Annotated in this window: 20 protein-coding genes and 1 other RNA gene; 8 read left to right on the forward strand and 13 right to left on the reverse strand. The window is 63.1% G+C overall.

Annotation, left to right across the window (positions count from 1 at the left end; translation table 11 throughout):
* Positions 1–3 precede the first annotated feature (3 nt).
* Positions 4–1,035: a 16S rRNA (cytosine(1402)-N(4))-methyltransferase RsmH gene (gene rsmH, locus FJ951_RS18730; RefSeq protein WP_140516608.1), complete on the reverse strand. Its 1,032-nt coding sequence runs from the start codon at positions 1,033–1,035 to the stop codon at positions 4–6.
* Positions 1,032–1,490 carry a division/cell wall cluster transcriptional repressor MraZ gene (gene mraZ, locus FJ951_RS18735; RefSeq protein ID WP_140495198.1) on the reverse strand — a complete coding sequence of 153 codons (459 nt, stop codon included), beginning with the start codon at positions 1,488–1,490 and terminating at the stop codon, positions 1,032–1,034. The genes rsmH and mraZ overlap by 4 nt, the downstream gene beginning before the upstream one ends.
* Before the next feature lie 408 nt (positions 1,491–1,898).
* Between mraZ and FJ951_RS18740 the strand changes: the two genes are divergently transcribed.
* Positions 1,899–3,014 (forward strand): cystathionine gamma-lyase, encoded by a 1,116-nt coding sequence (locus FJ951_RS18740; protein ID WP_140516714.1) that lies wholly within the window; start codon positions 1,899–1,901, stop codon positions 3,012–3,014.
* An 8-nt stretch (positions 3,015–3,022) separates the two neighbouring features.
* Here FJ951_RS18740 and FJ951_RS18745 read toward each other — a convergent pair whose 3' ends face one another.
* The 7 genes from FJ951_RS18745 to FJ951_RS18775 all read right to left on the reverse strand — a co-directional run bounded on the left by FJ951_RS18745 (position 3,023) and on the right by FJ951_RS18775 (position 7,006).
* On the reverse strand, positions 3,023–3,325 hold the full coding sequence (locus tag FJ951_RS18745; protein ID WP_140516610.1) for a type II toxin-antitoxin system RelE/ParE family toxin: 303 nt from the start codon (positions 3,323–3,325) through the stop codon (positions 3,023–3,025).
* Entirely contained in the window at positions 3,322–3,597 is a 276-nt protein-coding gene (locus FJ951_RS18750; protein ID WP_140516612.1) for a type II toxin-antitoxin system ParD family antitoxin, read from the reverse strand. Before FJ951_RS18750 ends, FJ951_RS18745 begins: the two co-directional genes overlap by 4 nt.
* A gap of 171 nt (positions 3,598–3,768) precedes the next feature.
* Positions 3,769–4,178, reverse strand: an RNA gene (gene rnpB, locus FJ951_RS18755) — RNase P RNA component class A.
* A gap of 65 nt (positions 4,179–4,243) precedes the next feature.
* Positions 4,244–4,960 carry a transglycosylase SLT domain-containing protein gene (locus tag FJ951_RS18760; RefSeq protein WP_140516614.1) on the reverse strand — a complete coding sequence of 239 codons (717 nt, stop codon included), beginning with the start codon at positions 4,958–4,960 and terminating at the stop codon, positions 4,244–4,246.
* Positions 4,961–5,169: 209 nt separating this feature from the next.
* Positions 5,170–5,925, reverse strand: coding sequence for an N-acetylmuramoyl-L-alanine amidase (locus FJ951_RS18765; protein WP_140516616.1), 756 nt, complete (start codon positions 5,923–5,925; stop codon positions 5,170–5,172).
* On the reverse strand, positions 5,922–6,641 hold the full coding sequence (locus FJ951_RS18770; RefSeq protein WP_140495186.1) for a DnaJ family molecular chaperone: 720 nt from the start codon (positions 6,639–6,641) through the stop codon (positions 5,922–5,924). The genes FJ951_RS18765 and FJ951_RS18770 overlap by 4 nt, the downstream gene beginning before the upstream one ends.
* Positions 6,642–6,796: 155 nt before the next feature.
* Positions 6,797–7,006: a hypothetical protein gene (locus FJ951_RS18775; RefSeq protein WP_140495184.1), complete on the reverse strand. Its 210-nt coding sequence runs from the start codon at positions 7,004–7,006 to the stop codon at positions 6,797–6,799.
* A 235-nt stretch (positions 7,007–7,241) separates the two neighbouring features.
* Here FJ951_RS18775 and FJ951_RS18780 point away from each other — a divergent pair, with 235 nt between their 5' ends.
* Positions 7,242–8,489: a DUF3419 family protein gene (locus FJ951_RS18780; protein ID WP_224518994.1), complete on the forward strand. Its 1,248-nt coding sequence runs from the start codon at positions 7,242–7,244 to the stop codon at positions 8,487–8,489.
* On the forward strand, positions 8,486–9,151 hold the full coding sequence (locus FJ951_RS18785) for a class I SAM-dependent methyltransferase (protein ID WP_140516618.1): 666 nt from the start codon (positions 8,486–8,488) through the stop codon (positions 9,149–9,151). Before FJ951_RS18780 ends, FJ951_RS18785 begins: the two co-directional genes overlap by 4 nt.
* Positions 9,152–9,155: 4 nt before the next feature.
* Here FJ951_RS18785 and FJ951_RS18790 read toward each other — a convergent pair whose 3' ends face one another.
* Positions 9,156–10,535, reverse strand: a complete 1,380-nt coding sequence (locus FJ951_RS18790; protein ID WP_140516620.1) for a serine hydrolase — start codon at positions 10,533–10,535, stop codon at positions 9,156–9,158.
* Between the two features lie 316 nt (positions 10,536–10,851).
* On the opposite strand from FJ951_RS18790, the gene FJ951_RS18795 reads away from it, so the two are divergent.
* Both FJ951_RS18795 and FJ951_RS18800 read left to right on the forward strand, forming a co-directional pair.
* Positions 10,852–11,646 (forward strand): GH25 family lysozyme, encoded by a 795-nt coding sequence (locus FJ951_RS18795; protein ID WP_140516622.1) that lies wholly within the window; start codon positions 10,852–10,854, stop codon positions 11,644–11,646.
* A 186-nt stretch (positions 11,647–11,832) separates the two neighbouring features.
* A complete protein-coding gene (locus FJ951_RS18800) occupies positions 11,833–13,011 on the forward strand; it encodes a lytic murein transglycosylase (RefSeq protein WP_140516624.1) in 1,179 nt (392 codons plus the stop codon).
* 95 nt (positions 13,012–13,106) lie between these two features.
* On the opposite strand, the gene FJ951_RS18805 is transcribed toward FJ951_RS18800, so the two are convergent.
* A complete protein-coding gene (locus tag FJ951_RS18805; protein ID WP_140516626.1) occupies positions 13,107–14,327 on the reverse strand; it encodes an alanine racemase in 1,221 nt (406 codons plus the stop codon).
* Between the two features lie 207 nt (positions 14,328–14,534).
* On the opposite strand from FJ951_RS18805, the gene FJ951_RS18810 reads away from it, so the two are divergent.
* The gene (locus tag FJ951_RS18810) at positions 14,535–15,464 is read left to right on the forward strand and encodes a DMT family transporter (RefSeq protein WP_140516628.1); all 930 of its coding nucleotides are present in this window, start codon (positions 14,535–14,537) and stop codon (positions 15,462–15,464) included.
* Positions 15,465–15,836: 372 nt separating this feature from the next.
* Here the strand turns inward: FJ951_RS18810 and metF are convergent, their stop codons facing one another.
* Positions 15,837–16,754 (reverse strand): methylenetetrahydrofolate reductase [NAD(P)H], encoded by a 918-nt coding sequence (metF, locus tag FJ951_RS18815; protein WP_140495168.1) that lies wholly within the window; start codon positions 16,752–16,754, stop codon positions 15,837–15,839.
* On the reverse strand, positions 16,754–17,776 hold the full coding sequence (locus FJ951_RS18820; protein WP_140495166.1) for a metalloregulator ArsR/SmtB family transcription factor: 1,023 nt from the start codon (positions 17,774–17,776) through the stop codon (positions 16,754–16,756). The genes metF and FJ951_RS18820 overlap by 1 nt, the downstream gene beginning before the upstream one ends.
* 179 nt (positions 17,777–17,955) lie before the next feature.
* Between FJ951_RS18820 and tsaA the strand changes: the two genes are divergently transcribed.
* Positions 17,956–18,477, forward strand: a complete 522-nt coding sequence (gene tsaA, locus FJ951_RS18825; protein WP_140516630.1) for a tRNA (N6-threonylcarbamoyladenosine(37)-N6)-methyltransferase TrmO — start codon at positions 17,956–17,958, stop codon at positions 18,475–18,477.
* On the forward strand, positions 18,477–18,791 hold the full coding sequence (locus tag FJ951_RS18830; protein WP_140495859.1) for a DUF2293 domain-containing protein: 315 nt from the start codon (positions 18,477–18,479) through the stop codon (positions 18,789–18,791). Before tsaA ends, FJ951_RS18830 begins: the two co-directional genes overlap by 1 nt.
* Positions 18,792–18,802 lie beyond the last annotated feature (11 nt).

An 18,802-nucleotide genomic window follows, 5' to 3' on the forward strand; every position in this document is an offset into this window, starting at 1 on the left:
TGCTTACCTCTCCCCCGGCCGCTCGATGCCGGGAAGTTTTGGGCCGGGAAGTTTTGGAAGGCCGAAAATCGAAAAATCGACGGCACGCGCCGGCGCATCGGTGCGGATGGCGGCGCGCAGCCTTGCCGAGCGGGCGCGCGGGTTGGCCGCAGTCTCGGCATCACCCGGCGTCACGCCGCCGCCGGACTTGCTGAAGGTGGCACTGCGTGCCCGTGCCTCCGGCATGTGGCGCGAGCCGCTCGCGGCGTCGGAGCGATCGGCAATGAAGCGCTTGACGATGCGGTCCTCCAGCGAATGGAATGTCACCACGGCAAGTCGTCCGCCCGGCTTCAGCGCCCGCTCGGCGGCGAACAGCGCCTTGGCCAACTCACCGAGCTCGTCATTGACGAAGATGCGCAGCGCCTGAAAGACGCGGGTGGCGGGATGGATCTTGTCCTTCGGCGCCCGGCCGATATGCGTCTCGATGGCGTCGGCAAGCTCCAGCGTGCGCTCGAACGGACGCTTTTCGCGACGCGCTTCGATCATGCGCGCGATGCGCCCGGCGTGGCGCTCCTCCCCGAGGAAGCCGAAGATGCGGGCAAGATCGCCCGGCTTGAAGTTGTTGACGACATCTGCGGCGCTGAGGCCCGCCTGCGCCATGCGCATGTCGAGAGGCCCATCGACGCGGAACGAAAACCCGCGCTCCGCCTGGTCGAGCTGCATCGAGGAAACGCCGATGTCGAGCACGACGCCGTCGGCACTTTCGACATGCTGGTCCAGCATCGAGAATGGCGCCTGCACCAATCGCAGGCGGCCGCCTGATTGGGCTTCGAGATTGCGACCAGCCGCTATGGCATCCGGATCGCGATCAATGGCAACCACGGACGCGCCGGCCGCCAGGATGGCCTTGGTGTAGCCGCCGGCGCCGAACGTGCCGTCGACGACGACGTCCCCTTCCGCTGGCGAGAGCGCCTGCAACACTTCGGCAAGGAGGACCGGAATGTGGCGGGCCGGTCCGCCAACGGCGTTGAGATCATCGCCGTGGCCCACCGTCATTCCGGTCGCTCCCCAGGCTTCGTCCCCTGCCGAAGCTGCAAAAGCCGGGCCCGCGCCTGCGCTCCGTAGGCCGCAAGCCGTCCCGGCTCCCAGATCTGAAAGAAATTGCCGCGCCCGACAAAGGCTACTTCCGCCGAAAGGCCGGCATGTTCGCGGATGAAGTCGCTGATCGTGATGCGACCATCCTGGTCCAGCTTCAGGAATGTTCCGTCGCCATGGCAAAAGAACGACATGTCGTCCGCCGTCTGCTGGAACGGATCCTCGAGCGCGATGCGCTGCTCGTAGCGGTCGAGCAGGTCGGGCCCGCCGACATCCATGGCCGGCAGATCCAGGCAACGCAGCGCGTAGAGATCCGAATAGCCGCGTTTCTGAACGACGGCGCGAAAATGCGCAGGAACGGACACCCGCCCCTTCGCATCGATCCTGCTCACCGTGTTCGACAGAAACCGGTCCATCACACGTCACGGCCGCTTGCGCCGCCGCACCCCTCTTCGTCGTGTTGCACGCGCCACCGCTACGCGTTCCCTGCCCTGAACCCGCCTCCGTGACAGGGGCGAAAACCGGCAAACGCGCAGCCGCCGCGGCTGCCCGATTGGCGTACGCTTCACTCTGACGCGGAACGAAGGCTTTGGTATCGATATGGGATATCATGGGGTGTTATGGGCGTCAACGGGAACAGGCTTCACAACATGCCGTCGCGACCGATGGAAGCGGCTTTGAAAACACGTCTCGTCTTTATGGATCATTAAGCCTAACGAAGCGTTTAGAGCCGCTTGGCCCAACCGGACGCGCCTTGTCGCGAGCTGTTGCCGGGCATAGCGTCTCACCACACGTCCAGGGTCACCAAGAGGGTTGGAATGTCGATATCTGAAACAGCACGGTCGCGCGCCGCGGCTCTTGCCCACCTCCGTCGCAACGCACTTGCCGTCGGCGATTCCATCCCCCTGCCACTCACCATGGCTGCCATCTTTCACGCGCCTGGCGACGCCACCGGTTTCAACCAGTATGGCCGTTTCAGCAATCCGACCTGGGATGCGGTAGAACATATGCTGGCGCATCTGGAAGACGCGCCCTGCGTCGCTTTTCCTTCCGGAATGGCGGCGATTTCGGCGGCATTTTTCGCTGTCCTCAAGACCGGCGACCGCATTCTTCTGCCTTCGGATGGCTATCACACGACAAGGGCACTGGCCGAACGCTTCTTGAAACCACTCGGCATCGCCTACGATGTGAGGCCAACCTCGACCTTCCTCGATGGCGGTTTCGAAGGCTATCGTCTCGCTTTCGTAGAGACGCCCGCTAATCCGGGGCTGGACATATGCGATATCGCGGCGGTGGCCGCGGCCGCACACAAAGCGGGCGCACTGCTTGTCGTTGATAATACGACCATGACGCCTTTCGGCCAGCGCCCGCTCGACCATGGCGCGGATATTGTCATCGCCGCGGACACTAAGGCGCCCAACGGCCACTCCGACGTGCTGTTCGGCCATGTCGCGAGCCGCAACGCCGACATCATCGCCGCGGTGACGGATTGGCGCGAAACGTCCGGCGGCATTCCAGGGCCGTTCGAAGCGTGGCTTGTGCATCGTGGCCTCGAAACGCTCGATGTGCGCTTCGACCGCATGTGCTCCTCGGCGGAAGTGATCGCGCGGCGCCTGCAAGGTCACCCGGCGATCACGGGCCTGCGCTATCCCGGCCTGGAAGGCGATCCTTCGCACAATCTTGCCCGTGCCCAGATGGAACGCTTCGGCTTCCTTGTTTCCTTCGAACTCGCTTCGGAGCAGAAGGCCGAGGATTTCATCAACAACTGCGAATTGATGCAGGCCGCGACATCCTTCGGCGGCGTCCACACCTCCGCCGAGCGGCGTTCGAAGCGCGGCGATGCGGTTCCAGCCGGCTTCGTTCGCCTCTCGGTCGGCTGCGAACCAGTTGAAGAGCTTTGGGCGGCGATCGAGGCGTCGCTGGACAGGATCGGCGACTGACCCGACGATTACGAACCGAGGTCATTGGCTTCGACATTGCGATGGCCGTGCAGCACGCGAAGGATTTCGATCACATCGTCCCTAACTCGATACAGAGTGAGATAATTGCCGACTATTAGATGGCGAACACCCGGTGCGATATCGTCTCGTGGCGCGCCTGAGAAAGGATAGGTAGTCACTTGCTGCCACCGTGCCTCGATGCGGTCGAGCAGCCGGTCGGCTGCAGCCTCGCTGTCGCGCGCAATATGCAGCCAAATCGTGATCAGATCGTCTTCAGCGCGCGCGTTCCGGACGATAGAGAGCAAATTCATGCGGCGCCGTCAGATCGCAAGCGTCTCCGCGCTTCGGCCTTAATTTCCTCCATCGATTCAAATCGTCCCGGCCCGCTGTCGATCCCTTCCTGAACTAGCCTCCGCAACTCCTCGACCGTATAGCCGAAGAGGTCGCGCCGATCCTTCCATTGCCGGAGTGCATCGCGGATTACCTCGCTAGCCGAAGCGTATTCACCAGCGGCGACCACATCGTCGACCGCCGCCGCCAGTTCCGGCGAGAGGGTGATGCTGCGTTTATCGACCTGTCCCATGACCGCTCCTCGTCCACTTGCTGAAGCATGGTACGATTTAATCGTACCGAATTCAAGAAAGTCCCCTGCGGCCGTGGATGCAGATTGGCAGGCGACAAAAAAGCCGTTGAATCAACTGGCGCGCCCCAGGGCGCAACCTGCTGATCGCAAAGGCCGATATCGCGGAGAAAAACTGCCAGCTGGCCTGTAAGCCGGGTTCTGTATGGCCCTCGCCCCTTGCGGCGCGAGAACGTGGCGGCCATTCATCTTGGGCGCATATTGCCATGCGCCTCACGCAACCTACCCGGACGGTGAGCCGGAAACAGCCCTCGAGGGTTTCCCCTCGCACCGCCCCTATTCGGTCTTGCTCCCGGTGGGGTTTACCGTGCCGCTCCTGTTGCCAGTCGCGCGGTGGGCTCTTACTCCACCCTTTCACCCTTGCCCCGACCCGGCAAAGCCAAGTCGTGGCGGTTTGCTTTCTGTGGCACTTTCCCTGGGGTCGCCCCCGCCGGCCATTAGCCGGCACCGTGTCTCCATGGAGCCCGGACTTTCCTCACCCGCGGCCTTTCGGCTTTTGCTGGTGCGGCCGCCCGGCCAGCTGGCCAGGCGTATAAAGGGGTTCACGCCACAAAACGCAACCAAAAAAGCCGGTTACGACCGGTTCTTGTCACGCCGGCGATCCGACAGCCGCCAGTTGCACCTTGACCTTGCTGCAATAGGCGGCCGAAACCGGGTTCATTCGGGTGGCGCCGTGGCCGGCATTGTATTTCAGGATCGTGCCGCACGTCGTGCCGCCGCCGAGATCCCGCGCCATGGCAAGATACTTCATGCCGTATTTGATGTTGGTGTCCGGATTGAAAAGCCCATTGGCCGAGCCGCTATAGCCCATCATCCGCGCCGTCGCCGGCTTGATCTGCATCAAGCCGATTTCGCCGGCGCCGCCGACGAGGTTCGGCCGATAGTTGCTCTCGATCTTGATAACGGCATGAGCGAGCGACGCCGGCACGCCATAGCTCGCGGCATAGCGCGCCACGATGGCCGAATACTGATCGCCACTGGCCACCGCTGCCGTCGAGGCTGCTGCGTCCTTGATCCCGATCGATGCCGTCGTCGTTTTGTCGACGGCCTTGCGGCCTCGTCTGGTCTTCTGTCTCGTGCTCGGCTTCTTGGCCTTGGTCCAGCTCGCCTTCTCCACTTTCGCGGAAGACCGCTTCGCCGCCTTCACGTCCTTGCTGCTTTTGGCCGAAATGGCCTTGCCCTTGGCGGTCGCTGCGACGAGCCCCTGATCGGCCCGTGGGCTCAGCGGCGCGGCGCTCGCCGCCCCGAAGGCAAAAGTCATTACGCCGGCAGCAAGAGCTGCCGTTACAACGGTCAATTTCTGCATGTGATCCTGTTCTGTCTGAACGCGCGAAGATCTCCGCGCGGCATTGCTTGATTAATGTCGGATCATCCGGGGGTTAGACGCCCGACAAACTGTACGGATTGCCCTTTGAGGCCCGAATTGCGCGCAATGAAGGCGGGGCAATTCACTTTAAGTGACAGTTTGTAACCTAATGTCGGAAAACATTACTTGGACGGCATCCTGACCTAAGGTCAAGTTCCGGGGGAAGCGAGCAGCCGTTGAAGCGTGCGTATCGTCGATCCGTCCGCCACTCCATCGATCCGGCGTGGCCGGAAATGACGCTGGAAAGCCTCGACCACGACCCGCGTCTGCTGGTCGAAAACACCCGATATTTCGACCCCATAGCCGTAGAGCGCCAGCATCGATTGCAGCGCCTCGACATCGGCGCCAGCGTCGCCGGTCTTCAGCACGGCGCCGCGCCTGATCGGTGCCGCCGCCACCAAGTGGCCGACGCCGGCCTCGAACAGGGCCCGCCAGGGAAACTTCTCGCCCGGATCGATCTTGCGCCCCGGCGCCACGTCGGAGTGCGCCAGCACCCGCTGGGGGGCAATCGCATGCCGGCTGGCAATTCCGGCACACAAGCCGATCACCGCATCGATCTGTCGCTTGGGAAAACCGGGATAACCCAATGAATGCCCCGGGTTGACGATCTCGATGCCGACGGAACAGGAGTTGATGTCGGTGCGTCCGAACCACGAACTCTTCCCAGCGTGCCAGGCGCGGTCGCTTTCCCGGACCATCTGCACGATATGGCCGTTCTCATGCACCAGATAGTGCGAGGAGACTTCGCTGGCCGGGTCGCACAGCCACGCCTCGGCCCCGGCGCCTGTCGGCATGCCGGTATAGTGCAGCACGATCATGTCGGGCTTCAGCGTCTCGCGCCGTGGCCCGAAATTCGGCGATACCCTGACCTCGGCGCTCGGCTCGTCGGGCAGGAAGCCGCTCATGCGTGCCGCAGGCCCCGCTCGATCATCTCATAGGCGGTGTTGATCGCCGCGAGCCTCGTCGTCGCGATCTTGATGAATTCCTGCGGCAGGCCACGCGCGATCAGCCGGTCCGGATGATTGTCGGAAACCAGCTTGCGGTAGCGTTTCCTGACCTCCTCGAACGGCTTGCCGCGCTCGATGCCGAGCACGACATAGGGATCGGCCGCACCAAGATTGACGTGCCTGGCAAGGATCGCCTCGTAGTGCACCTCGTCTATGCGGAAGATTTCGGCGATGCGGTGCAGGAACTGGCCTTCACGCTCATGGATCAGCCCGTCGGCCTTGGCGATGTGGAACAGGCCATCGAGTATATCCTCCAGCATCATGCAGTTCGAATGGCCGGAGCCACAAAGCTGCGCCATGCGCTCGGCATAGGTCTCGAAGCCGGCAACGTCACGTTTGGCCAGATCATAGAGCCGCGCCACGTTGCGCGTCTCCTTTGGCGGCACCTCGAATATTTCCTGGAAGGCGCGTATCTCATCCTGGGTGACGACCCCGTCGGCCTTGGCCATCTTGGCCGAGAGCGCAATCATCGCCACCGAGAAAGCGACGCGACGGCGCAAATCCGCATCGCCGGAAAAAACGGTGCGTACAGCCTCGACCACGTCGGCGACGCCCGACGAGGCTGAGGACGAAATCCGCGTGATGAAGTCGCCGAGGCGGTCCCAAATCGACATGGCCGCTTCTTAGAGCCAACCGGTCCCCGCTATCAAGCCAATAACGGCCGGCATCATACCTCCGACGACAATCGATCTCGTGTCGGAACCACTACCCGCCTGGGCGAAGGGCCGGCAAGACGCCGGCCCTTCGCCAGAACACAGGTACTAATGTACTACTGCGCGGGCGCAGGAGCGGGCGTTGCCGGAGCCGGCTCGGCAGGCTTGGTCGAATTATCCGCGGGCGCCGCAGGTTTCATTGGCTGCTCGGCCGGCGGATTGGTGCTCTGGGTGGTGGTGTTATCCGTCCCCGTGCCGCTGTCGCTGCATGCAGCGACGCCGAGCAGCGCAAGCGCGGACACCGACGCAAGAATGAGTTTTTTCATGATATCTCTCCTTCAACACACGCTCACGTTGCAGTGAACGGTCGAGAAGGAAATGCATCACTCAGCCATGGGTTTCGTAACGATGCGTTTCCGCATGTAACATCGCTCGCATCCTCCCCTTGCGCCTCCCCGGGGGTGAAACAGCTTTGCGCTCCCCTGTGCGGATCGCTGTCATCCACCTGTCATAGCCGGGCGTTACCCGCTTGCGGCAAAGCAAATGGGGAATCACCTTGCCATGACGGACGTTTCCGCAGATCTGATCTTTCGCCGTGGCAAGGAAGTTGGAAAAGCCGTCTACCAGAACCGCCCCCTGTCGAAGGCAGGAATTTCCGAACGGCTGTTCGCCTTCCTGTTTTCGGGCCTGGTCTATCCGCAGATCTGGGAAGATCCCGATGTCGACATGGACGCAATGCAGCTTGGCGAAGGCCACCGCGTCGTCACTATTGCCTCCGGCGGTTGCAATATCCTGGCCTATCTCACCCGGTCGCCGGCCAGGATCGACGCCGTCGATCTCAATGCCGCTCACATAGCCCTGAACCGCATGAAGCTGGAGGCGGTGCGCCACCTGCCTTCGCAGGGCGACCTGTTTCGCTTCTTCGGTGCCGCCGGCAACGACCACAATTCTCAGGCTTACGACCGCTTCATCGCGCCGCATCTCGATCCGGTCAGCCGCCACTATTGGGAGCGCCGCAACTGGCGCGGCATCAGGCGCATCGCCGTCTTCGACCGCAATTTCTACCAGACCGGCCTGCTTGGCCTGTTCATCGCCATGGGCCACCGTACGGCTAAATTCTTCGGCGTCGACCCCGCCGGCATCATGCAGGCCAGGAACATTGGCGAGCAGCGCCGCTTCTTCCACCAGGAGCTGGCCCCGGTGTTCGAAAAGCCGCTTTTGAAATGGGCGACCTCGCGCAAGGCCTCGCTGTTCGGCCTCGGCATCCCGCCGGCGCAATATGACTCTCTCATCACGTCCGGCGACGGCACCATGGCCAGTGTGCTGAAAGCCCGGCTGGAAAAGCTCGCCTGCGATTTTCCATTGAAAAACAACTATTTCGCTTGGCAAGCCTTTGCCAGGCGCTACCCCCAACCCGGCGAAGCCGCCCTGCCCGCCTATCTTGAAAGGCAGAACTATGAGGCCATTCGCGGCAATGTAGACCGCGTCGCCATTCATCATGCCAATCTGATCGAATTCCTGGCAGGCAAGGACGCGGGTTCCGTCGACCGTTTCATCCTGCTCGACGCGCAGGACTGGATGACCGACGACCAGCTCAATGCGCTGTGGTCGGAAATCACCCGCACCGCCTCCGCCGGCGCGCGTGTCATCTTCCGCACTGCGGCCGAGCCAAGTCTGCTGCCGGGCCGCGTCTCCGCTTCCCTGCTCGACCAGTGGAGCTACGAGAGCGATGCCTCGCGCGAATTCTCCACCCGCGACCGCTCGGCAATCTATGGCGGCTTTCATCTCTACGTGAAGCGCGCCTCATGAGCACTACCGAGCTGCCGGCCAATCACGCCGAACTGATGGACGGTGTCTACCGCTGGCAGCGTCACATCTACGACCTGACCCGCAAATATTATCTGCTCGGCCGCGACCGGCTGATATCAGGGCTGGACGTTCCGCCGGGCGGCACGGTGCTGGAGCTCGGCTGCGGCACCGGGCGAAACATCATCCTCGCCGCCCGCAGCTTTCCCGGCGCGCGCTTCTATGGCCTCGACATTTCGGCAGAGATGCTGGAGACCGCGGGCACCGCGATTGCCCGCGAAGGCCTGTCCGATCGCGTCATGCTGGCAAGGGGCGACGCCACGGAGTTCGAGGCAAAGGCGCTGTTCGGCCGCGACAGCTTCGACCGTGTCTTCGTGTCCTATTCATTGTCGATGATCCCAGGCTGGGAAAAGACGGTCTCCGCCGCGCTGGCAACGCTCGCTCCGGGCGGTTCCCTGCACATCGTCGACTTCGGCCAGCAGGAAGGCCTGCCGGACTGGTTTCGGACCCTGCTTCGCGGCTGGCTCAGAAAATTCCACGTCACGCCCCGTGAAATGTTGCGCGAGGTGCTGGAATCGGAATCGCGAAAAATCGGCGCAACCTTCCGTTTCCGCACACTTTATCGCGGCTACGCCTGGCTGGCGGTGGTCCGGCCGAGCAGCTGATTGGCTAGCGCAGCGCCTTCACCAATGCCCCGACCATGGTCTGCGGCCTGTAGCCCAGCTTGGCCGGCGTCAGGCCGAGCCGCACCACCACTAATTGCTCGGATGGAATGATGGCGACGGTCTGCCCATCATGCCCCTCCATCCAATAGGTGTCCTTGGGCAGGCCCGCCGCCACGCCGGCACCGGGGTTTTCCTCGTCGCCCGGCGCCTCGATCCACAATTGCCCCTTGCTGTAGACTTTCGAGGCCGACGCAGGTTCGCGCATCCAGTCGACGAAACCGGCCGGCAGTATCTGGTTGCCGTTCCAGACCCCGCCCTGCAGCAGGAACTGGCCGAAGCGGGCCCAGTCATGGGCGGTGGCGTAGAGATAGGATGAGCCGACGAACGTGCCCTGTTCGTCGGTCTCGAGCACGGCGCTGTGCATGCCCAGCGGCTCGAACAGCGCGGTGCGCGGCCACGTCAACGCCTTGGCCTTGTCGCCGACCGCATCCTGCCAGAGCCGCGACAGCATCACCGCCGTTCCGCTCGAATAGGAGAACACCTTGCCCACCTCGCCCGTGAGCGGCTTGGCTTCGGCAAAGCCCGCCATGTCGGGTTCGAGATAGAGCATGCGCGTCACGTCGGCGACGTCGCCATAGTCTTCGTTGAATTCCAGCCCGCTCGACATCGCCATCATGTCGGCAAGGCTGATCGCGGCGCGACCATCGGCCTTCCACGGCGCGAAAAGGCCCTGGTTGGTCATCGCCATCTTGCCGTTCTTGACCAGCGTGCCGACTATGGCGGCATTGACCGTCTTGGTCATCGACCAGCCGAGCAACGGCGTTCGGGCGGAAAAGCCCTCGCCATAGCGTTCCGCCATGACGCGGCCGTTCTTGACCACCACCACGGCGCGCATGCCGGCGCCGGTCATGGCGGCATCGTCGACGATCTTCGCCACCTCCGAGTTCTGCGAGGCTTCGACCCGCTCGCCTTCCGGCCACAGCGCATCCTGTCTTGCCGCCGAGGGTTCGACATGGATCGCCGTGCGCCGCGCCTTGCCGACATCGCCATCCGGAACCGAGGCGCAGCCCAGCCCGTCGCGAGAAACCGCGATGCTCTTGCCGAGGAAGCCAAGCAGGCCGGCGGAAACTGTGCCCCGGTTCTTGTCGACCGAGACCCGCATCAGTTTGAGCAAGGGATGACCGGGCGCCTGCACATCGACGGCAAGCACCTCGTTGGCATCGCGCCCGGCGACGAAAACGTTCGAGCAGACGATCTTTGCCGAATAGCCCGAGCCGACCCGGATCAGTTCGGGCGGCGCGAAATAGAGCCACCCAAACAGCGCCACGACCGCCAGCACCACCAGGCCGAGCAGCCGTTTGACGATCTTGGCAATGATCCGCATCTTTCCCGCCCCCGAATTCAGGCTCGATCCATGTCATCGATTTGCCGCCATTGCTTCCGCAAAATCATGGGCCTTGTCGAGCGCCGTCAACCAGATATCAACCATGATCGGCGATCACAGGTGCATGTCACCCAAAAGCGCGCCGCGTTTTTGGGATGACGGCAGGAAACAAAATCAAAGCGCGCCGAAAAAATGCGCGTTTTCGCGATATACCGGGCGATGCTGTGGGGCGATCGTCCGGCGGGGGCCAGACCAAGCGCCGGCCATCAGTGCACAGACCCATCAGCGACCGGCTGCAACCGGCTCGGGAGTTGTGATGCGCCGTCTTGCGGCCCTTTTCATGCTGACGCTGCTCGGCGCATGCTCGACCGTGGAGGATCTGTCGCCACTGTCGCCATCCAGCACCCCTTCGGTTGCGGTGCGCGCGCCCCGCTTCGCCGATTCCAAGCCGCATGAATGGGACAGCGGCGCGCCCTGGAATTACGCAGTTCACGGCACCGACGTCTCAAAATACCAGACCTCGGTCGACTGGCCGACCGCCAAGGCCAGCGGTATTTCCTTCGCTTTCATCAAGGCGACGGAGGGCGGCGACCGTTTCGATGATTATTTCAACGAGCATTGGGCGCGCACCAAAGCCGCCGGCGTTCCTCGTGCCGCCTATCATTTCTTCTATTTCTGCACTCCGGCGGCGGTACAGGCGCGCTGGTTCATCCGCAACGTCCCCGTCGACCGTTCGGCCATGCCGCCGGTGCTGGACATGGAATGGAACCCGAAATCGCCGACCTGCAGGCTGCGCCCCGACCCGGCCACCGTGCGCGCGGAGATGACCACCTTCCTCGAAATCGTCGAGCGGCATTACGGCAAGAAGCCGATCATCTACACGTCGGTAGACTTCTTTGAAGACAACGAGCTGTCGACCTTCCGCGGTTATCCCTACTGGCTACGCTCCGTCGCCGGCCACCCGCGTCAGAAATATGGCAGCCACCCCTTCACCTTCTGGCAGTATACGGGAACCGGCATCGTTCCCGGCATGATCGGCAAGTCCGATATAAACGTCTTCAACGGCAGCCAAGCCGCCTGGGACAAATGGTTGAGGCAGAACACCCGTTGACACCGTGTCAACGGGTGCCAAGCCGCCCGGAGGAAGGGTTGCTGCAGAACACCCGTTGACACCGGGCCTGCCGCCTGCTTTCGACACGGCCGGCGGCCAAGAGTGCAACCGCCGGTATTCCGGGGCGACGCGCATCCAGATGGACAGCAAGGCCGCCCGGGAATCCTGAATGTCGAAAGGAAGTCTATGCGACTGCGTCCCCAAGCCCTCGCGGTGCTGTTCCTGTGCGCCACGGCCTTGCCGGCAATGGCGCAGGAATGTGGCGGCGACTTCGAAACCTGGAAGCAGGGCGTGGCAGCGGAAGCCAAGGCGGCGGGTGTCGGCCCTGTCGGCCTCGAAGCGCTCGAGGATGCCAGCTTCGACGAGAGGGCCCTGGCGCGCGACCGTGCGCAGGGCGTCTTCACCCAGACCTTCATCGAGTTCTCCAACCGGATGATCTCGGCCTACCGGCTGAAGCAGGGCGCGGCGAACATGAAGAAATATGCCGATATCTTCGCCCGCGCCGACCAGCAGTTCGGCGTCCAGGCGCCGGTCATCACCGCTTTCTGGGCGCTGGAGACCGATTTCGGCGCCGTGCAGGGCGATTTCCATACGCTCAGCGCGCTGGTGACGCTTTCCCATGATTGCCGCCGCCCGCAGCTGTTCCGGCAGCAGCTGGTGCCGTTACTGGAATTGATCGACCATGGCGTGCTGCCGGCCGACGTCAACGGCGCCTGGGCTGGCGAGATCGGCCAGACGCAGATCCTGCCTTCGGATTATCTTGCCCGCGGCGTCGATGGCGACGGTGACGGCAAGATCGACCTGCGGGGCAGCGTGCCGGACGTGATTATGACCACGGCCAACAAGGTGCTGTCGCGCGGCTGGAAGCGCGACGAGCCCTGGATCCAGGAAGTGCGCGTGCCCGACGAGATGCCATGGGAACAGACCGGGCGCACAAACAAATTGCCGCTGACACAGTGGACGCAGTGGGGTGTTACCAATCCCGACGGCTCGCCGCTGGTCGACAAGGGCCTGAAGGCCGGGCTGGCGCTGCCCATGGGCCGCAAGGGGCCGGCCTTCCTCACTTACGAAAATTTCGACGTCTATCTCGAATGGAACCAGTCCTTCACCTACGCGCTGACCGCGGCCAATCTTGCCGCGCGGCTTGCCGGCGCGCCACCGATCGACCCGCGCAATCCTGAACCAGGCCTCAACAACGAGCAGATGAAGGCTTTGCAGACCAAACTGGAGGCCAAGGGCTATGATGTTGGCACGGTCGACGGGATCTTGGGCACCAACACCCGCGAAGCGATCCGCAAGGAGCAGACGCGGCTGGGACTGCCCGTGGACGGCTGGCCGACGCCGGAGCTTTTAGCGAAGCTGTGAGTAGTAAGTAGTAAGTAGTAAGTAGTAAGTAGTAAGTAGTGACGGAGGCCATTTCCCTACTTCCTACTTCCTACTTCCTACTTCCTACTCCCTACTTAATCCGCCATCGTCTCCAGACTCGCCAATCCCACCGGCGCGTCGCCCTCGTCGAAGGACGTCGCCACCTCGACGAAAGTGTCGGGATAGAAGCCGTTGAAACGGGTCCTCAGCGACAGCGAATAGGCGCCGATATGGCCGATCTCGATCCAGTCGCCGGTGTCGACGGTTTCCGGCAGCCAGAACGGCCGCGACAATATGTCGACGGAATCGCAGGTCGCGCCGCAGACCTTGAACGGCACGATGGTTTTCTCGTCGCCATTGCGCGTGCGGATCGCCGGATCGGGAATGAAGCGCGCCGGCAGCGTGATCTTGCCGGTCCATGAATCCGACAGCGACGCCCAGATGCCGTCATTGATGTAGAGCCGCTTGCCCTTGCGCAAAAGCACCCGCACGATCAGCGACAGGCAGCGCGCCACGATCACCCGGCCGGGCTCGGCCACCAGCGGCATCTGGTCGAACTGGTATTCCTTGAGGTCTCCAGAAAGCCGCGACATGATCTGGCCGAGCGACGGCATCGCGACTTGCTTGCGGTTGGGATCATGCCCGTATTCGGCCGGAAAACCGCCGCCGACATCGAGACCGGCCAGGTCGAAGGTCAGCCGGTTGCGCACCCAATCGGCGGAAGCCAATGCCCTTTCGTAGGTGTCGGGGTCCTCGATCTGGCTGCCGACATGGAAGCACAGGCCGACCTTGTAGCCGGTACGGTTCAGCCGCTCGGCGAGCTCGACCGCATAGGCCGGCCCGGCGCCGAACTTCTTCGACAGCTCGTAAGCCGCATGGCCCTTGGTCTGCACTCGAACGAACACGCTGATTGCGCCCGGGTCAATGTCGAGTGCCCTGACCACCCGCGTCAGTTTGGTGATCTCGTCTTCGTGGTCGAGCGCAATGACGCGGATGCCGTATTTCTCCAGCGCCAGCTTGATGTCCGACTGCGCCTTGACGGGATGCATGTAGAGCATCTCGGCATCGGCCGAGACCGCGCGCACGGCGGCGAACTCGCCGGGCGAGGCCACGTCGAAGGCGGAGACGCCGGCCTCGACCAGCGTCTTCAGCACGATCTGCTCGCCATTGGTCTTGACCGCATAGGCCGTCTTGCCGGGGAACATGCCCATGAACTGCAAGGCATCGGCCTTCAGCACCTGCGGGCGGAAGCAGTAGACCGGATCGTCCGGGCGAAGCGCCAGTGCCGCCTCGCGGGCATTCTCGAATCGCTGCATGGACGAATCCTTGACCTAGCCTGCGCACAATTAATCCAAGCTAGCGGCCAATGAAAACAATTCTGTGTCTCTTGCGCCTGGCGGCAGGGCGCTAGGCTTGTCAGGGGAGACAGGCCATCGGGCAGGTTTCGGGTGGTTCTTGCCTGCGAACCCGATATGGCCTCTGTCTGGCTGCCTGCATTCGGCCGTCCGGGGAGGACGCATCACATGGCAATAGCCGCGACATCAGCACCGCGCGGACCGATGGCGCTCAAGGACTGGGCGCAGCTTCTGCTGCTCGGCGCGATCTGGGGCGGCTCCTTTCTCTTCGCCCGCATTGCCGTGGCGGAGCTTCACCCGCTGGTGCTGGTATTGTTTCGCGTCGCCATCGCGGCACTCGCTTTACAGCTCTATCTCTTCCTGCGCGGCCCATCCTTCCGCCTTGCCCTTCCTCATGCAGGACTGTTCTTCCTGCTGGCCTTCACCAACAACGTCGTGCCTTTTTCGCTGATCTTCGCCGGCCAAACCGAGCTTGGCGCCGGCGTCGCCTCGGTGCTCAATGCGACCACGCCGTTCTGGACGCTGATCCTCGCCAACGCCCTGACATCGGACGAGAAGCTCTCCTGGAACAAGCTGGCCGGCATTGCGCTTGGCGTCGCCGGCACGGCTGTGATGATCGGCCCCGGCCTGGTTGCCGGCCTCGGCGGCCCGGTCTGGGCCAAATTCGCGCTGATCGGAGCATCGTTGTCCTACGGCGTCGCACTGATGGTCGCCCGTCGCTTCAAGGGCGTGCCCTCGCCGGTCATTGCCACCGGGCAGCTGACCGCCTCGACCATCATCATGATCCCGGTGGTGCTGCTTGCGCACGGTCCCGCGGGCCTGTTCTCGGCCTCGCCGCCGGTCTGGGCGGCGGTGCTGGCGCTGGCGCTGCTGTCCACCGCCTTCGCCTATATCCTCTATTTCAACCTCGTCGCCTCGGCCGGCGCCACCAACGCCTCCCTGGTGACGCTGATCGTGCCGGTGAGTGCCATGCTGCTCGGTTTCCTGTTCCTCGGCGAGCGGCTGGAATTGTTCGAAATCGGCGGCATGATGCTGATCGGTCTCGGCCTGGTGACCATAGACGGGCGCCTGTTCATCCGCAGGGTAGCGCTGCCATGACATGCCAACGACACGAAGCCGCCATAATTTATTCACAGGTTCGTATCTGGTTTTTGCCTAGAAGTTTCAACGCCTAACGGCGAAAACGAGGTCGCAAGCTCCACAATCGCGTCGCAATGCAGCACATTTTCCGCTTGCCTGTGGCACAAATGACCCTAGACTCCGGCCATAGCTCTTTAAGAGGAGGCTATGTCATGGGACTTACGAGGCCAATCAACGCATTGATGATCTGTGCTGCGTTTGCATTCATCGGCGCCCTCATTATAGGCGTTCTTCCCTGAACCCGCCAAAAACGGGGAAGACCAGCACCCAATAATCAACCAGTTTGAAAGGCCGGGTTTTTACCCGGCCTTTCTGCAACTCAAGCCCGGTTCAGGCGGCTGCGGAGCCAGCCACTTCCGCCTCATGCGAGCGGATGCCGATCATGTGGCAGACGGCAAAGACGAGGTCGGCCCGGTTCATCGTATAGAAGTGGAAATCGCCCACGCCCCGCTCGACCAGGTCCAGCACCTGCTCGGCCGCCACCGCCGACGCGACCAACGCATGCGTCTGCGGATCATTCTGCAGGCCGTCGAAACGTTCGGCCAGCCATGCCGGCACCAGCGCGCCGCAACGTGCCGAGAAATTGGCGACCTGGGTGAAATTGTGCACCGGCAGGATGCCCGGCACGATCGGAATGTAGATGCCGGCTCGACGCGCGCGCTCGACATAGCGCTCGTAGAGATCGTTGTCGAAGAAGAACTGGGTGATCGCCCGCGTCGCGCCATTATCGACCTTGCGCTTCAGCATGTCGATGTCGGTGGCGAAGTCGGGGCTTTCCGGATGCTTTTCCGGATAGGCCGAGACCGAGATGTCGAAATCGCCGGCGCTCTTCAGCGCACCGACCAGCTCGGCGCCATTGGCATAGCCGTCCGGGTGCGGACGATAGGCGGTGCCGACGCCCGCGGCCGGATCACCGCGCAGGGCGACGAACCGCTTCACACCCATGTCGGCGAATTCCTGGATCACCGCATCGACCTGAGGGCGCGGGGCGTCGACGCAGGTCATGTGCGCTGCCGGCGTCAGGCTGGTCTCCTTCAGGATGCGGCCTACGGTGCGTGCCGTGCGCTCCCGAGTCGAACCGCCGGCGCCATAGGTCACCGAGACGAATTTCGGCTTCAGCGGTTCCAGTCGGGTGACCGTGTCCCACAGCCTCGCTTCCATCTCGTCCGACTTTGGCGGGAAGAATTCGAAGGAAACCCTGACCTTGTCGCCAATGTCGGGGCGGCGGGAAAAGCGGAACTGGTTCATCAGGCGATTTCCCCTATCGAACTCACTTTGGTCTGCTGGCTGTCATTGGCAGGATCGGCGATCAGCAGGCGCCGGTCGCGGCCAAGCCAGAGCTTGACCGTGAGCCTGGCCTCGGTGCCGCCGCGCGGCTCGAACTCCTGGGCATCTTCGAGATCAAGGCCCGCTTCGGAGAACCACTCGCCGATCTGCCGGTCGGAAAAGCCGAGGCGCATATGCGCGTGCTCGTCGCGCAGGAATTCCAGGGTATGCGGCGCGAAATCGACGATCACCAGCCGTCCGGAAGGGCGCAGCAGCCGCGCCGCCTCATGGATGGCGCGCGCAGGATCATCGAGATAATGCAGCACCTGATGGATGGTGACGAGATCGAAGGCGTCGCGCTCGACCGGCGGCGAGAAGATGTCGCCCTGCCGCACCTGAGCATTGGAGACGCCGGCCTTGTCGAGGTTGGCGCGCGCGACGGTCAGCATCTCGCGCGACATGTCGATGCCGATGCCGCGCCGGTAGAGCGGCGAGAATATCTCCAAGAGGCGTCCGGTGCCGGTGCCGAGATCGAGCATCGACTGGAACGGCCGCTTGCCGACGAGCTTCATGAGGGCTGCCTCGACCGCACGGTCAGGCACGTGCAGGGAGCGGATATGGTCCCAGCTTGCCGCGTTCTGCGAAAAATACTCCGCCGCGCGGTCCTGCCGCTTGCGCTTGACCGAGGCCAGCCGCTCGAGATCGCGCTCGACCTGCGGATCGGCGCCGCGAATGCCGGCGACCAGCCGCAGCACGAAGTCGCGCGCGGAATCCGTATCCGACAGCCGGAAGAAAGCCCACGACCCCTCCTGGTAACGGCCGATCAGCCCGGCCTCCAGGAGCAGCTTCAGGTGCCGCGACACGCGCGGCTGCGACTGGCCGAGAATCTCGGTAAGATCGGACACGGTGAGATCACCGCGCGACAGCAGCGCCAGTATGCGCAAGCGGCTCGATTCGGCCGCCGCCTTCAATGTGTCCACCATGGTGTCGAGCGCGACATGCATCAGCGTATTCTCTTTGAAAAAGATATAAACATATGTTTATGTCGATTTTCACAGCCTTGCAAGCGCTATGTCGCTTCCGGACAAGAAAATGCCGCAGGCGTGATTTCTCGGTGCATGTCGCGCCTAAAAATGTGTAGCGGTTTCAGGGCAAGACATGCGTCAACAAAAAGATGGATAAAATGACCGGGCGGCGTGAGATGTTTGAGGTGCGGGAGGGTGAAAAAAGGCTCGAGATCGATCCGGCGCTGATGCCGGCGGATGGCGGCGTCGTCTTCATCGGCCGTATCGCCTCACCATGGACGACGCGCGAAACCTGCCCCAAGAACATGCGCGCGGCGCGCGAGACCGGGCAGCCGGCAGCACTGACGATCGACCCGCCCTACCGCGCCGGCCTGCAAGGGCTGGAGCGCACCAGCCATCTCGTCATCCTGTCGTGGCTCCACCACGCGCCGCGGACTCTGATCGTGCAGAAACCGCGCCATGCGGCTGAAGCAAAAGGCGTATTCGGCCTGCGCTCCCCTGCCCGACCGAACCCGATCGGCCTGCATGTGGCGAAACTGGTTGCGCTCGACCTCGCCACCGGGCGCATCGAGATCGACGCCATCGACGTGCTCGACGGCACCCCGGTGGTCGACATAAAACCCTATTTCGCATCGACCGATGCCTTCGCCGAGGCGACCATCGAAGGGCGCGACGAATGATGAAGGCGCCGACCGGCCGTCGGCGCGCCGTCGCCAAGGCGTTGACCGCGCTTCTGCCGCTGGCGCCCTATGCCGATATGGAGAAGATCCGAGCGGATGCCGGCTCCGTCCACATGAAGACCTTGCCGCCGACCATTGCCGTGTGGCTGGCGACGGTTGCCCATATCCGCCACGCCCATACCGACTACGAAAAGCTGCTCGCCGAAGGTTATGACCGCGACTCGGCGCGTTTCTTCGTCATCGAGCAGACCAATGTCGTACTTACCCGCTGGCGCGCCACCCGCCTGCTCGACGCCGACGACGAGGATGATTGAAGCTGTTGCCG

The sequence above is a fragment of the Mesorhizobium sp. B2-2-3 genome, from assembly GCF_006442405.1.
Lineage (GTDB): Bacteria > Pseudomonadota > Alphaproteobacteria > Rhizobiales > Rhizobiaceae > Mesorhizobium.